Below are 16,455 nucleotides of genomic sequence, written 5' to 3'. Positions count from 1 at the left end.
AAATAAAAATGTCAGAATCAAATCATAAATTTCATCCTGAGAGTGAGATGATGTCCTACGGGTATAATTCTGCCCTGTCAGAAGGTTCAATCAAATGTCCGATTTTTCAAACCTCAACTTTTGTCTTTAAAAATGCAGAAGCAGGTAAAGCTTATTTTGAACTTGCCGTTGGGTTGCGTGAAAAAGCCAAAGATGAGGAAGAACCGGGACTTATCTACAGCCGGCTGAATAATCCCGATCTTGAAATTCTGGAGGACCGCCTGTGCCTGTGGGACGAGGCTGAGGATTGTGCCGTATTCGAAAGTGGCATGTCGGCCATCAGTACGGTTTTTCTTACCCTGCTGAAACCGGGAGATGTTTTGCTTTACAGTTCACCAACTTATGGCGGGACAGATCACCTGATTCATCATTTTTTACCCGGACTTGACATTACCTGCATTGGATTTCATGCAGGCATGAGCAAGGATGAGCTGATAAAACTTGTGGAAGCTACCGGTAAACCAGAACGGCTGAAGCTGATTTTCATTGAAACGCCGGCTAATCCAACCAACGATATTCTGGATATTTCGTGTTGCAAGGCTGTAGCGGATCATTTTAAGACAAACATAAATGAGCCGCTTCTTGCTGTGGACAATACCTATATGGGACCACTGTGGCAGCATCCGTTAAAACATGGTGCCGACTTTGTGATCTATTCTGCAACCAAATACATCGGGGGCCACAGCGATGTGATAGCCGGTGCGGTTTTAGGTTCAAAACAACTGATGAAACAGATTCGTCATTTGCGTACCTATCTTGGCAATATGGCAGGCCCGTGGACGGGATGGTTGCTGATGCGCAGTCTCGAAACCCTGAAGGTCAGAATGGAGGCACAGACGCTGAATGCTCAGAAGGTGGCGGCTTTTCTGGTGGATCATCCTAAAATTGAAAAAGTGTATTATCCGGGGTTAATTCGTCCCGATTCAGAGATCTACGAGGTTTATAAACGACAGTACACTGCACCGGGTGCAATGTTATCATTTGATATTGCCGGTGGCGAAAAAGAGGCTTTTAAGTTTCTGAATAATCTGAAAATGATGAAGCTGGCAGTGAGCCTGGGGAGTACCGAAAGCCTTGTACAGCATCCCTATAGCATGACCCATGCCGGTGTTGATCCGGAATTTAAAAAACAGCTGGGTGTAACACCTAAAATGGTCAGGTTGTCTGTTGGTGTGGAAAATTATGAAGATATCATATGGGATATTAAGCAATCGTTAGATATGATTTAGGAAGGATGTTTTCCTGATTTTGGAGTTAGTGTTAAGGGGTTGCCGGCAGGCGGTCCCTTTTTTATGTTTTGAAGAATTGCCTGAGGAGCAATATTATTTCAGCCCTGGGTGAAAACCTGGGATTAAGAATGAAATGTAATTAAACCGCGTGATTGATAACAACAATGGATGCATGTTCATGACGGTTTATTACTGAAATAGAATAAAAGGAATTTTGTTGTGTTTTTCCGATGAATGGAAGTATATAATTTTCAGTTAGAAACCATTTCCAGATTAGCTTGTTGTAATCTTTACAACAAAAAAGAGTTGACGAAAAGATATGCCCGATTCTCATAACATACTGGTCGTTGGTTTTGGTCTGGCCGGTGCTGCCGTTGCGGCACATCTGGAGAAAAGAAAAGCAGATTATACGGTCATCACTTCCCCTTCCAAATCCAGCTCATCACGTGTTGCAGCAGGCATGTTCAATCCCATTGTATTCAGGAGACTGCTGAAAACATGGATGGCTGACACGATTCTGCCTTATGCTGAAACTTTCTACAGGGAGCTTGAGGAAAAGCTCAATGCAGAATTCTATCATCCGGTGCGGTATTATAAACTATTCGGAAAGGAGGAAGCTGAATTCTGGGAGAAACGCTCCCTGCTGGATGATACAAAGCCGTACCTGTCAGAGACTGTTATACCTGATCTAAACCAGAATTACCTTAAAACACCCTTTGGTGCAGGAGAGGTGTTTGGTGCCGGATATGTGGATATCAACACGTATCTTGATGCTTTCAGACATTACCTGAAATCCTCAGGAAAACTGATTATTGATGATCTGGACTATTTTGAGATTGAATTAAAAGAGCGTAATGCACATTTCAGAGACAAGGCTTATGATCGGGTTATTTTTTGTGAAGGGAGCCACGCCATACATAATCCATGGTTCAGCGATTTGCCGTTTAAATTGACCAAAGGTGAAGTCCTGACCATTGAGAGTGAACTGGACATGGATTTTGCGGTCAATAAAAACGGATTTGTGCTGCCACTGGGCAATCATCGTTACAGGGTTGGTGCCACCTATGAGTGGAAGGACGTGACAGAAGAACCGACTGAAGAGGGCAGGGAAACACTGGTCGGGAAATTCAGAGCGATATCGGATGCGAAATTCAGCATCATTGAGCATAAGGCGGGCATACGGCCAACACTGGCAAACCGGAGACCCGTATATCAGATTCACGATATATACAGGCAACTGGCCGTCTTTAACGGGCTTGGCACCAAAGGAGTGATGCTGGCACCGTATTTTGCAAATGAACTGGTAAAAAGTTTGTAGTGGGAGTGCGACATTGAATCGTGTTCCTACAAATAAAAAGAGGTTGCCTTTCGACAACCTCTTTGCTATGATAAATATGTTATTACTTATTTTGCATAACTTACTGAACGTGTTTCACGGATAACAGTGATCTTCACCTGTCCCGGATACGTCAGCTCATCCTGAATACGTTTGGCAATATCGAAAGATAACGTTTCAGAATCTTTATCCGAAACCTTGTCAGCTCCAACTATTACACGCAATTCACGACCTGCCTGAATGGCGTATGTTTTGGTGACACCTGGATAGGAAAGTGCCAGATCTTCCAGGTCTTTCAGTCGTTTGATATAAGCTTCAACAATTTCACGACGGGCACCCGGACGTGCGCCTGAGATGGCATCGCAAACCTGTACAATTGGCGCCAGCAAGGTGGTCATTTCCACCTCATCGTGGTGTGAACCAATGGCATTTGCCACATCCGGCTTTTCCTTATATTTCTCAGCCAGCTTCATACCGAATACGGCGTGTGGCATTTCCGGCTCATCATCCGGTACTTTTCCGATATCATGCAAGAGACCTGCACGTTTTGCTTTTTTCGGATTCAGCCCTAGTTCTGATGCCATGATAGCACAGAGGTTAGCTGTCTCACGCGAGTGTTGCAGCAGGTTCTGTCCGTAAGAAGAACGGTATTTCATTTTACCGACCAGGCGAATCAGTTCGGGATGCAGGCCATGAATACCGAGGTCAATCGCTGTGCGCTTACCGGTTTCAATGATCTCCTCCTCAATCTGTTTGCGTACCTTGTTTACAACTTCTTCGATACGTGCAGGGTGAATCCTTCCGTCAGATACCAACTGGTGTAATGCCAGACGGGCAATCTCACGGCGTACGGGATCAAAACCACTCAGTACGATGGCTTCCGGAGTGTCGTCTACAATAAATTCCACGCCGGTAGCTGCTTCTAGTGCCCTGATGTTACGTCCTTCACGGCCGATGATCCGTCCTTTTACCTCATCAGAATCGATGTGGAAAATAGTCACGGAATTTTCGATGGCAGCTTCTGTAGCAACCCGTTGAATGGTTTGAACCACGATTTTTTTCGCCTCTTTATTGGCGGTCATCCGTGCTTCGTCCATAATTTCATTGATCAGGGACATGGCGTTTGTTTTGGCTTCATCCCTCAACGATTCAATCAGTCTCTCCTTGGCTTCTTCAGCAGATAATCCTGAAATAGCTTCCAGGTGCTCTACTTCCTGTTTGTGCATCCGTTCCAGCTCTGTTTGTTTCTTATCAACTATTTCCAGTTGCTGATCCAGATTGGTACGTATGGCATCCAGTTCGTTACTTTTACGATTCAGTTCATCGTTTTTACGTTGAACATCTTTCTGTTGATCTTTAATGCGGTTTTCCGCAGCCAGCATCTTATTGTTTCTGGCATTTATCTGTTTCTCATGTTCGCTCTTCAGCTGCAAAAATTTTTCTTTTGCCTGAAGAATCTTATCCTTTTTGATCACTTCTCCTTCCTGTTCGGCTTCCTTGATAATCTTGGAAGTCTTTGATTTCAGGAGTTGCTGGATCATGACCCAGGATATTAAACCGCCCACAAGAAACGCTCCAAAACCTATTAAATATGACTCCATTGTTACATTTTATTAATGTTTATATATAAAAAAAGCATCATTCTCAGACCGTAATGATTACAGTCTTAAAATGATGCGTTATCGTTGATAAAATATCTTCTTTATGAATGCTGTTCGTCATTCTTAAGGAAATCTTCGAGTTCTGCGTTCAGATCCCGTAGTTCCTCTACAATAGGATTTATGTCTTTTTTGTTCTTTAAATCAACCAGCTCCGACACAAGGTCGACAGCTGCCATTGCTAAATAATCCCGTTCTTCCCCCTCTGAATAACTTTCCCGATATTTTAACACCTTATCGGTTATGAGTTTCGCAGCTTTTCTAAACTTTTCTTCATCCTTTCTCAGAATCCTGAGTGGATAGTATTTTCCGGCTACATTCAAATGGATGTTAAATTTCTCGTCACCCATTTCGTTATTCATTTAACAGCTCTATACACTTATCAATATCCCGCACCATCAATCCAATCTTTTTCCTTAAACCTTCTTTTTCTTCATCACTTCCGGAAAAAGCCCTGGATATTTTCAACATCTCGTGATTGTGATTTAATTCATCATACCTCTCATTTGCTTCAGACAGGCTTGCTTTTAATGCGACGTTTTCTTCGTTTAACGTTTTATACGATTTTTTAAGCTCTGTCAATTGCCCCTTTAAAACGGATATTTTTTCTTTCAGATCCCTGAGCAATATAGCCTGTTCGTCGGTCATTTTAAGAATTAATCACTTACAAAAATAGTTAAGCAACGTCAAAATAAAAATTAATTGACCTAATTTTTCAAAAAATGCAATATGCCTTTATATTTGTCGTCATTCAAAATAAAGCGTTTTATGCAAAAAGGATTGCACATCATCATATTTCTTGTTCTGTTTTCCGGTCTTCAGGCTCAGGTCGACAAATACCGGACCGGATTTACACCTCCACTGGATATTCCCTTATACCTGAGCGGCAATTTTGGAGAGACACGGGGAGGACATTTTCATACAGGTATTGATATTAAAACTCTGGGTAGAACCGGACTTCCTGTAAAAGCGGTTGGTGATGGTTATGTGTCGCGGGTTTATGTATCGGAGGGCGGATACGGAAAAGCACTTTATATCACACATCCAAATGGTTTTACCTCTGTTTATGGTCATCTGGAAGGTTTTTCTCCAAAAATCGATGCCGTGGTTAAAGATCTGCAATATAAGAACGAGGCATTTAAACTAAACCACATTTTTATGGAAGGGGAACTTTCCGTAAAACAGGGAGAAATCATTGCAAATTCCGGTAATACAGGTTCGTCCGGTGGACCTCATCTGCATTTTGAGATCAGAAGAACAGATACGGAGCATCCTGTAAACCCTCTGCATTGCGGCATGCCGGTTAAGGATGATATGCGGCCGCAGATTGTTGGAATAAAAGTGTTTCCCGTTTCCGGCAAAGGAGCTGTGAACCGGAAGCCCGAAGGCCATTATTATCCTGCTGTCTTTTATGCCAATGCATATCATCTGAAATCATCACCCCGCATAACTGTATCCGGTGAGGTTGGTATCGGGATAGAGACCTTTGATTATCTGACCGGGGACTGGAGTAAATGCGGAACCTATTCTGCCGATTTGTATGTGGATAATATCCTGACATTTTGCTGGACAATCGACAGTCTGTCCTTTGATGAAAGCCGGTGTATCAATACGGTTTGTGATTTTAAATCAAAAGTGGATGATCATAAATGGATCTACAAGATGTTTCGCGATGAACCCAACAACATTTTCAGCAACTACTGCAATGATAATACGGGAATCATCAACTTTGAAAAGCCGGGGACACATACTGTAAAACTGATCGTACACGATGCGTACGGTAACCGATCGGATTGCGAATTTAAGGTTCTGGCGGAAAGAGCAACTATTCCTCATGTGCAGGATAACGGTATTATGCAGGTTGCCTGGGATGAAGGCGGCACTTATGCCGATGATTCCCTGCAGGTAATCTTTCCCCCAAAAGCATTGTTCAATACCATAAATTTTGAACTAAAGAAGGAATCATCTGCAGATTTTTGGTCACAGACTTATACCGTGCACAAGGACAACGTAGCCATTTTTAAAACCATTTCTATAAAGATGAAACCTGAAGAAACCGGGGATATGAAAAAACTGTACATTGCCGGTGTGGGACGGTCCGGTAAGCCTGAAGGTTTTTATGGCAATACAGAAGCGGATGGATGGATATCAGGATCGACCAGAAGTTTTGGACGGTATGCCATTGCAAAGGATACCATTGCACCGGAAATCCGTTCACTGGATGTGAGTGATGGTCATAACATTGCATGGAAAAAGGAACTCCGGTTTAAGATTAAAGATGATGAGTCGGGTATTGCATCTTTCAGGGGAGAAATTGATGGCAAATGGATTTTGCTGGATCATGAAGCGAAAAAAGATATGCTGACCTACACCTTCGATCCGTCACGCGTTGAAAAAGGAAAAGATCATACCTTGTTTGTCAAGGTTGAAGATAATGTGGGGAATGTGAAGGTGTTTTTGTGTTCGTTCACATGGTAGATATACAATTAGGAATTACTGTTGTCCGGTTAAATCAGAGATTCCTCGCTTCACTCGGAATGACAGGCATTGGCTGGCTGTAGGACTGGAGGATGGGTTGGTTGATTCGCAACCAACCCATCCTCCAGTCACATATGAACCTAAAAGACTGTCATTCTGAGCGTAGTAAAATGAAGCGAAGAATCTTTATTAATATTGATTTTAGCCTGACATCAATAATTACGAATGTATAATGAACAATGAATAATTTTCACTCTTCATTTAATTAATCTGCAAAACTGTGTAAAAACACGCAAAAGTGTGTCTTATGTCTTGTGTCTTGAATCTTATATCTCAATTACTGTTTCACATTCTTCATGGAAAGGGCGATGCGTTTCCGGTCATGATCGATGCTTAGTACGCGGACAAACACCTGCTGCTGTAACGAGACTTCCGTGGTTGGGTCGCTGACAAATTTATCGGCCAGTTCCGAAATATGTACCAGCCCGTTTTCTTTAATACCAATATCTACAAACGCACCAAATTTTGTGACGTTGTTGATGATGCCAGGCAGAACCATGCCCGGTTTAAGATCGGTTATCTTACGAATATTCTGATCGAACTCAAAAACCTTAATCTGTTTCCTGGGGTCACGTCCCGGTTTTTCAAGTTCCTTGATGATATCGGTTATGGTTGGGATTCCAATAGTTCCGGTGACAAACTGTTCCGGCTGTAAACCACCCAGAAGTGTTTTATCGGCAATGAGATCTTTCACCTCTTTTTTGAGGGTGCGTGCCATGGCTGTTGCAATATGATACGACTCTGGATGAACAGCAGAGTTATCCAGCGGATTTACGGCATCAGGAATGCGAAGAAATCCTGCACACTGTGTAAATGTTTTGTCTCCCAGTCCGGGGACTTTTTTAATGTCCTCACGTGATTTAAATACGCCGTTATCTTTCCTGTAATCTGTCACCGATTCTGCAACCTTCGGCCCCAAACCGCTCACATAACTCAGTAAATGTTTAGAGGCTGTATTCAGATTTACGCCCACATGGTTCACACACGATTCCACTACCATGTCCAGCGACTTCTTCAGTTCGTTCTGATCCACATCGTGTTGGTATTGTCCCACGCCGATGGCTTTAGGTTCAATTTTAACCAGTTCGGCCAACGGGTCCATCAGCCGGCGACCGATGGAGATGGCACCGCGTACCGTCACATCGTATTCAGGAAATTCATCGCGTGCCAGTTTCGATGCCGAATAAACCGATGCGCCTGCTTCGCTGATCACAAACACTTTCAGTTCGCGGTCGAACCGGATGCGCTGAATAAAGGCCTCGGTTTCGCGGCTTGCTGTGCCGTTCCCGATGGAGATGGCCTCAATTTTAAACATCTCAACCAGGGATGACAGCTTTTTCATCGCCAGTCCGGTCTGACTCTGCGGCGGATGAGGATATATGGTTTCGTTGTGCAACAGGTTGCCCTGTTCGTCCAGGCAGACCACCTTACAACCGGTACGAAATCCCGGATCAATGGCCAGAATACGTTTTTGGCCCAGCGGTGGAGCCAGCAACAACTGTCTGAGGTTATTGGCAAAAATATTGATTGCGTCCTTGTCCGCTTTTTCTTTGGACAGGGCCGCAAATTCGGTTTCAATGGAAGGTTTAATCAGACGTTTATAGGCATCTTCCATGGCCTGATAAACCAGATCGGACGATGCCGTACTGCCTTTTACAAAAAAACGTTCCAGGTGATGTAAGGGTGATGCTTCCTCGGGAGAGATGGATACGCGCAGAATGCCCTCTTTTTCGGCCCGCCGGATGGCCAGCAAGCGATGCGATGAAATGCGCTTCAGTGATTCCGAAAACTCAAAATAGTCGCGGTAGTTGTCACCTTCCTCTTCCTTGCCTTTGATGACTTTAGCCGAAATGACTGCCGCTTTTTCAAAACTCCGGCGCACGATATTACGGGCCGTTTCGTGTTCGCTGATCCATTCCGCAATGATGTGCTGTGCGCCTTCAATGGCTTCATCGGTCGTTTTGACCTCGTCATTCAGAAAGCGACGGGCACTGTATTCCGGGTCATCCACCTGTTGTTTCATGATGATCTTCGCCAGCCCTTCCAGTCCTTTTTCGCGGGCGATCTGTGCCTTGGTTCGCCGCCTTGGCTTGTAAGGCAGATAAATATCTTCGAGTTCAATTGAAGAGAAGCAATTTTTAATTTTATTTTCCAGTTCAGGAGTCAGTTTTTCCTGTTCACGGATGGTATTCAGTATGGTTTCCCTGCGCTTTTCAAGCTCCTTCAGCTTGTCGTACTGCTCGCTTATCGCAGCGACTTTTACCTCGTCAAGATTACCGGTAAGCTCCTTGCGATAGCGGCTGATAAAGGGAATAGTGGCACCGTCGTCCAGCAGATATATAGTGTTATTTACCTGGCTTAGTTCAAGCGAAAGGGTTTGTGCGATTATGTCAGCGATCTGTTTCATGGTCAATTTCTGTATCAAATTCAATCCTCAACTGAATAGGTTCTCCATCATTCAGGGCATGCAGGTTGCTCATTGAAATTCCCAGAAGCCGAACCGGACGTTCTTCCCCTTCAAGGGCTTCGAGCAACATGTTATTTGCGCTTGTAAAAATAGTGTTTTCATCCGATATGGCATTGAGATGACTGCGACTTCTGGTGATCTGTTCGAAATCGGCAAATTTAATCTTCACAGTGATCGTTCTGCCCAGTGCCTGGTGTTTAAGCATCCGTTCACTTACCTTTTCAGCAATTTTTCGGAGTTCGCCGGACAGGCTTTCCCTGCTGTACAGATCCTTTAAAAACGTGTCTTCTGCGCCAACCGATTTACGGATGCGGTCGGGTTCAACCGGCCGGTCATCAATGCCACGAACGATGTTATAGTAGAATGCACCGGCTTTACCAAAAATCTGCATCAGGTTCTGCTGACTCATAGCCCGGAGATCTTTCCCTGTATGAATCCCCAGCGTATGCATTTTTTCTGCCGTTACCTTTCCTACTCCAAAGAATTTTTTTACGGGTAATGCATCCAGAAAATCCTGTGCCTGTTCCGGTGTGATCACAAATATCCCATCCGGTTTATCCATATCTGAAGCCACTTTAGCCAGAAATTTACAGTACGATACACCGGCAGAAGCTGTCAATCCGGTTGTGGTTTTTACCTTTTCTTTAATCTCTTTGGCGATCAGTGTGGCTGACGGATTATTGAATTTATTTTCGGTAACATCCAGGAAAGCTTCATCGATGGAAAGTGGTTCAACCAGATCGGTATACTGATGGAAGATATCCCGGATCCGGTTGGACTCGTATCTGTATTTGTCAAAATTTCCACGGGTAAAGATCAGATCAGGACATTTGCGTTTGGCTGTTACCGATGGCATGGCCGAATGAATACCGAATTTGCGGGCCTCGTAACTGGCAGCCGCTACCACACCCCGCGCATTGGGACTGCCAACCACCAGTGGTTTCCCCTGCCACTGCGGGTTGTCACGCTGTTCAATGGCAGCAAAAAAAGCGTCCATATCGATATGTATGATTTTGCGGATCATGGCACAAAATTAAAAGACTCATCATCAAAAATTAATTTTTATTATTACTTTTAACTTTTATATAATGTAAAAACCGGTGATAAAAAACTTGATAGAATTTTTTTGAATGGAAACCTGTTTAATCTATTGATAACACTTAAAGCTGAAAAACAGAACAACTATTATTGAAAGAAATATGGGATTTGATAGAGGAATTTGTACATCAATGCTTCTTCAACCTACATAAATCGTAAACTATGAAAAAGATAAAACTTGTTGTGCTATTATTCCTGGTCTTGTCCTGTTTCCCGGGATACAGCCAGGTAAACTTCAGAAGTGGATTTATTATTACCAATGATCATGATACGATTCAGGGTAAGGTTGATTACCGGTCGGACAAACGCATGTGCAATCTTTGTTTGTTTAAACCAGAAAAAGGTGTCAAAACAGAATATTTACCCGGAGAAATATTTGCTTATGGTTTTACAGGTGGTCGGGTTTTTGTATCCCGGAATATTGATGGGAAACCAAGATTTCTTGAATTACTTATTGAGGGGTACGCCAGTTTATATTATTACATTTCAGGAACTGAAAGGAGATTCTTTCTGGAAAAGCATCAAAACAGCCTGGCAGCGCTTGATTATGAAGAACGTCATGTGTATGTACATGCGGACAGTATCGGGGATGATGGGATAAAATATATTCCTACTAATCATCCTCCTAATTTCCAGTATTTTGGACAATATACATTCCGTACAACAGAGTTTAGGAGGGTTTTGCTGGATTCTTTATCCGATGTTCCGAAACTTGAAGAACAGATTAATCGTATTAACAGACCAAATCACCACAGTTTAATAAAAGTCGTTGAAGCATACGATGAGATAAAAAGTGGCGAGGACAACTATAAGGTATATCATGATTTACACATGAAGCCGGAATTTATTCTTGGTGTTGGTTGGTTAAATATTAGCTTAAGAGGTATTCAACCTGAGGAAAAGTTCTTAATGTACAGTTTTAAAGGGTATTACCCCGTTTCGGGAGAAAAATTATACCTGGGCCTTGGTTTTCAGCGTGCACTAGCGGAATCCCGTTATTATTCGTATAAAATTTCAAGAATACCCGTTTCGCTCAAATACCAGTATCCGGGAAAAATAATTAAGCCACAGGTCTCACTTGGACTGAATATTTACAATATTGACGGTGCATACAGTTACCAGGATTTTTGGGATTATGTTCCCTCATACTCCGTTGGTGTTGCTTTAACAGTATATAAAGGTATATCCATAGCGTACAGCTTTGATGGTGATATGCTGGGAAACTCCAACACATCATCAGCCGTCCTGTTTTTTAGCTATTCCAATAATATTGGCTTGATGGTGAGTTTTTAATGCTGGCAAACAAGGAAGATAAATTACTTGTCAGGACAAAACTTTTGCTTATTTTTGATATGAAACTGTTTGCGGTTGACCTGTTTGAGGATTGAATAATGCATATTGTAATGAAGAAAACCTGCCATATGAAAAAGATTGTTTTAATATTTCTTCTGTTAACATCCATCATCCTTAATGTTTTACCTAATACGCGAAATACTCCCATTAAAGCCGTTTTAGGTCTTAATTATTCAGAACATATCAATTCTGATGATTGCTGGTTTGAATATACACCAAAGCATCCCACCTATTTGGTAATATCCAGTTGCGATGAAACGGACGAGGATACATATTGTGAAATTTATTACATCAATTCAGATCATCCAATTGAGGAGAACGATGATGCATGTGATGCACAGTCCAGCATCCGGTTTATTGCTGAGAAAGATTCTACTTATTTAATTCGCTGGAGGGGCATTTATGCAAAAGGCGATTACAGCTGGAAATTGGAGGAAGAGAATATCGGTGCCGGAGAACATGCAACAACGGCGATAGAAATAGGGAAGAACCATTTAGACATTGAAATTCCTCCAAAATCAACCAGATGGTATAAATATACAAGTAATGACTATGAAGTGATCGAATTGTATTTTAGTCGGGATATCTCCGGAATGTATTTTGGTGTACCAGATCACTACTTTAATTTATATTATAATTCCATAGTTAGTTATGATTCTAAAAGGCCCTATTTAATTTCAACGGTTAAGGGGGAAGTATACTATTTTAAATTATTCAATTTCCATGAAGATACGAAACAAATGTTTTTGGAAATACAAAACACGGCACCAGAGTCTGGAGAAACGTTTTATCTGGCCAGGGAACTAGTCCCTAATGATACAACAATTGTAACATACAACGGGCTTAAAGATCATTGGTATCATTTTAAAAGTGATTCTTCCGGATATTTAATTATTGATCCAATTGAAAAAGGTCCAAGATCTTCAATGACTGTTTTAAAAAAGCAATCAAATGAAATAGTGGATGTTATTGTAGAAGAGGTGACTTCATTTAAAAACCAGTTTAAGTTTAGATACGAACCTGGTGTTGAATATGTTTTCAGGCTTAGATTAAGTAATGAAAGCTATTTTTACGCAAGAGAACATAATTTTTATAAGGGAGAGTCTCAGTTTGAGCCCATCAATATAGAACAAGGTGTTTATAAAATTGATTTTCATTGGGGTAAAGGTCTTTGGTATAGATACATTCCTGATTCAAGTATGACTGTAAATATTGTACCTGAGTATTTTAGCAGTCGGGTTATTTTGCAAATTTATGATGAGGAAAGTGGAAATTTACTTTCAGATTACCTCTTTTACGATTTTAATGATGAGGGTAAAATAGAGGTGAAAGTAAATAAGGGGAAAGCCTATTTATTTTATATTGGAAAAAACAACTATATTGATGATAATAGGTTTCTTTGGGATTTAAGAGAGAATCTCTCCGACTGCGCATCTCCTGAAATTATTGATGATCAAATCACTGTGTCAGGGAATACAGAATACTGGTTTAAATATGTGACTAAAAACCGTTGTAAACTGGATGTGTCAACTTCAAATTTAAATAACGGAGGTAGTGTTGATATCTCAATGTATAAAAATTGTGATTCGTTATTAGATTTAAGGTATGGATTATACCTATATTCGAACGACACAATACTTATAAGATCAAAGGGCTATGATATTTTAAATGAATATAAAATATTAGTTAACGAAACACCTTTAAAAGGAGGTGTACAACAGCTCCCTGTATTGGTAAGTGAGGGAAGTTACGTTACAAATACCTTAACTGATACCTGGTATAAGTTTATACCCAGAAAGGATGGTAAAGTTGTTGTTGATCTTAATGTCTTTGCAGACTCAGTGCCTAAAGTATGGATGTACAAATATGTGGATGATGTTTTATTTGGAGGGGAATATAATACAAAAAGTCATAGAGCTGCCATTAAATGTAATGCAGGAATCCCTGTTTATATAAGGTTTTACAACAATGACTCAGAGGATTCCGTCACATGGGTGATAAAGGAACATGCAACTGAACCTGGTGATGAGGTGAGAAAAGCTCTCGAAGCCAGAAGCGGAATAAATACTTCAGCTAAATTAAACAGTATGCCGTCGTATTATTTCTTTGTTCCAAGTGTAACGGGCGAAGTAATAATAACAAGTTATGAATTAACAGATCAGGATACTTATTTAGTTGTTGTTGACAGTGTAAATCAGAAATATTCTTCGTTGCGGAATGATGATTATTTAAGTAAACAATCTTACATAAGAATGAATTGTTACAAAAATGATACCTTGTATCTGATTTGGAGAGAATATAATATTACGGATGCTTATTCCTGGAAAATTGAGGAATATGCCTTTGAAAAAGGTGATCATAAAGAAAATCCCCTGGATGCTTATAACGGAATAAATCATTGTGATTTCTCAGTCTTCAGACGTAAATGGTTTCAATATACACCTGGGGTTGATGGTTACCTGAATATAAATAATTGTAATTTGGGACCTGTTGATAGAATGCTGGAAGAAATTAGAATTTATAAAGACGATTCTTCGGTTTATAGTTGGTCAAGATATTGTGGAGAGAATCAGTTTAATAAAACTATTGAGTGCAAAAAAGGGGCTACATATTATATTTATTTTAAAAATTGGAATAATGACTCAACGCATATAATGGATTGGAGGCTTACGGAAATACCTTATAAAGATGGTGAAAATTGTATTTATCCTATATCAGTTGATCAGGGGCCAAACATTTCGGATTCAGATACGAGGAAGTGGTTTTCATATACTGCCAAGGAGAATTCTGAAATTACCATTTCGTGCTGTGAATATAAGAATGGTAGTCATTCTAATTTACAGGTTTATAAAGAATGTAATAACCAAGCCATCTGGACTTCCAAAGAATCGTGTGATTATAATTATCCCATTTATACATTTCAGGCTTATAAGGATACGACTTATATTTTATTTTGGGACGTATCTAATTATGATGATAATATATCATGGAATTTGACGGAAACACCGTTTGGTCCACATGGTAGATGTGAGGATTGTAAGCAGGCAATAGAAGGTAATAATGTTGCAACACATACAGATTATGGTGATCTTTGGTACACTTATACGGCTCCGGAAGATGGTGAGTTGGACATCTCAATTGATAAGGATTCTGAGGTCAAAACCCGGTTGGAATTGTATTCTGGTTGTCCTGATGAGTATAATTTCCCGATACAGGAATGGATAGATTACTACTATAATAGTAGCAGAGATCATATTTTGAAACAGAGTTGTAGTAAAGGGAGTCAATTCAGAATTTGCTTTCGGGGCGATAGTGTAAAACAATCATATAGTTGGAATCTCATTTACAGACGTATAGGTGATTATGAGGATCTTCCAATTAATGCGTCACTTGGGACAAATACCAGAACAGGTTCAAACAGTAGAACCCAATATTTTTTATTTGAGAATGATTCAGCTAATACGGTATACGAAATAATTGTTCCTAAGAAAAATGGTAGAAAAAGAACCATTAATGTGAGTTATACAGATTCAAGATATAATGATGGAATTGAGATTTATGATGATTCAACAAAAGCAACCATGATTACTTTGCAAAGAAGAAAGTATTTAATAGAACTCATGAGTGAACCATCAGATACATTCGATTTTAGTATAATAAAACGGGATATTCATAATTTGAATACCAATGAATCTGTTTCTAGGCACAGTGAATACAAAAATGATTGGTATAAGTTAGGGTATACTCCGACAAATTATTATACAATTAATTCTGTTGAAAATGAAATTTCAGATTCTGAAATAGAACTCTATTCATCGCATGGAAGTTCTCTTGGAAAGAAAGAAATCATCTCATCCAACATTTATTGGCCAATTTATGAATTGGATTCTGTAAGAGAAAATTACGTAAAATGGATTTATAATCAATATGAAGTAAAAAACTGGAGTATTGCACCATTAAAAGTCGATAGACTTAATGATTGCAGAGATGCCAGGCTAGCACAATTAGGCACTAATAGACTCTTGCTGAATGCCCACAAATTTTATTATAAATTAAGGATCAATAAAACCGGCAAATATATTTTATCAGGGACTATTCCGGATAGTGTTAATGCAATTTTGGACATCTATCTCTACTATGGTGATTGTAAGGATTTTAAGCGAATAGACAATCTGTCCTACAATAAGTATAACGAACATATTGGCAATCAGTATGAAATAGAACTTAATCCTCTTATTAATACTTATACATATTATTTGCTATTTAATTTTTCAAATTATAGAGGTGTCGCCATATATAATTTTGAGTGGAATCTTGAATTTGATTCAACCTACACTGAGAAAAACTATTCAGATGATATTTTAGTATTTGAAAATCCCAATAATGGGAAGTTCAACATATCCTTTACGTCTCTCAAAGAAGATGCATTATTGTCAATTTATTCTCTGACAGGGAATATAGTTTGCCAGGAGATTATTGGAGAAGGGGAAGACAATCATTACATAGATATATCAGATGAACCCAATGGAATTTATGTATTAAGCATTAAGTCTGAAGATTCAGATTTTCAGAGAAAGATTATAAGCCTGGTTAAAGACTAACGCATTATTCATTTTTCATTATAAATTGTTCACTGAATTTGATTACTTTTAAGTAGTTGAAAATGAAAAGCTTCCGTTTATTTTTGAATGGTAATTTTAAAAAGGGAGACTTCATACTATTTAGATTTAAGAGTAA

Annotated in this window: 10 protein-coding genes; 5 read left to right on the top strand and 5 right to left on the bottom strand. The window is 40.0% G+C overall.

Going from position 1 to position 16,455, the window contains the following annotated elements; all coding sequences use genetic code 11:
* The first annotated feature begins 8 nt into the window (after positions 1–8).
* Both ACE01N_RS00670 and ACE01N_RS00665 read left to right on the top strand, forming a co-directional pair.
* A complete protein-coding gene (locus ACE01N_RS00670) occupies positions 9–1,268 on the top strand; it encodes a cystathionine gamma-synthase family protein (RefSeq protein WP_380583798.1) in 1,260 nt (419 codons plus the stop codon).
* 319 nt (positions 1,269–1,587) lie between these two features.
* On the top strand, positions 1,588–2,586 hold the full coding sequence (locus ACE01N_RS00665; RefSeq protein WP_380583796.1) for an NAD(P)/FAD-dependent oxidoreductase: 999 nt from the start codon (positions 1,588–1,590) through the stop codon (positions 2,584–2,586).
* An 86-nt stretch (positions 2,587–2,672) separates the two neighbouring features.
* Here the strand turns inward: ACE01N_RS00665 and rny are convergent, their stop codons facing one another.
* From rny to ACE01N_RS00650, 3 genes are all read right to left on the bottom strand, one after another.
* On the bottom strand, positions 2,673–4,205 hold the full coding sequence (gene rny, locus ACE01N_RS00660) for a ribonuclease Y (protein ID WP_380583794.1): 1,533 nt from the start codon (positions 4,203–4,205) through the stop codon (positions 2,673–2,675).
* A 101-nt stretch (positions 4,206–4,306) separates the two neighbouring features.
* Positions 4,307–4,612 carry a cell division protein ZapA gene (locus ACE01N_RS00655; RefSeq protein ID WP_375729351.1) on the bottom strand — a complete coding sequence of 102 codons (306 nt, stop codon included), beginning with the start codon at positions 4,610–4,612 and terminating at the stop codon, positions 4,307–4,309.
* 4 nt (positions 4,613–4,616) lie between these two features.
* Positions 4,617–4,910, bottom strand: coding sequence for a hypothetical protein (locus ACE01N_RS00650; protein ID WP_375721506.1), 294 nt, complete (start codon positions 4,908–4,910; stop codon positions 4,617–4,619).
* Positions 4,911–5,030: 120 nt separating this feature from the next.
* On the opposite strand from ACE01N_RS00650, the gene ACE01N_RS00645 reads away from it, so the two are divergent.
* A complete protein-coding gene (locus tag ACE01N_RS00645; protein WP_380583791.1) occupies positions 5,031–6,740 on the top strand; it encodes a M23 family metallopeptidase in 1,710 nt (569 codons plus the stop codon).
* A gap of 337 nt (positions 6,741–7,077) precedes the next feature.
* On the opposite strand, the gene ACE01N_RS00640 is transcribed toward ACE01N_RS00645, so the two are convergent.
* A complete protein-coding gene (locus ACE01N_RS00640) occupies positions 7,078–9,207 on the bottom strand; it encodes a Tex family protein (RefSeq protein ID WP_380583789.1) in 2,130 nt (709 codons plus the stop codon).
* On the bottom strand, positions 9,191–10,291 hold the full coding sequence (gene dinB / locus ACE01N_RS00635; RefSeq protein ID WP_380583786.1) for a DNA polymerase IV: 1,101 nt from the start codon (positions 10,289–10,291) through the stop codon (positions 9,191–9,193). Before dinB ends, ACE01N_RS00640 begins: the two co-directional genes overlap by 17 nt.
* Before the next feature lie 236 nt (positions 10,292–10,527).
* Between dinB and ACE01N_RS00630 the strand changes: the two genes are divergently transcribed.
* Both ACE01N_RS00630 and ACE01N_RS00625 read left to right on the top strand, forming a co-directional pair.
* A complete protein-coding gene (locus tag ACE01N_RS00630; protein WP_380583784.1) occupies positions 10,528–11,658 on the top strand; it encodes a hypothetical protein in 1,131 nt (376 codons plus the stop codon).
* Positions 11,659–11,786: 128 nt separating this feature from the next.
* Positions 11,787–16,319 (top strand): T9SS type A sorting domain-containing protein, encoded by a 4,533-nt coding sequence (locus ACE01N_RS00625; protein WP_380583781.1) that lies wholly within the window; start codon positions 11,787–11,789, stop codon positions 16,317–16,319.
* Positions 16,320–16,455: the final 136 nt, after the last annotated feature.

The sequence above is a fragment of the Quyinboa ferrireducens genome, from assembly GCF_042436675.1.
Lineage (GTDB): Bacteria > Bacteroidota > Bacteroidia > Bacteroidales > UBA5342 > JBHJHP01.
Note: the sequence above shows the minus strand (reverse complement) of the source record. Positions and strands in the feature narration are given on the sequence as shown.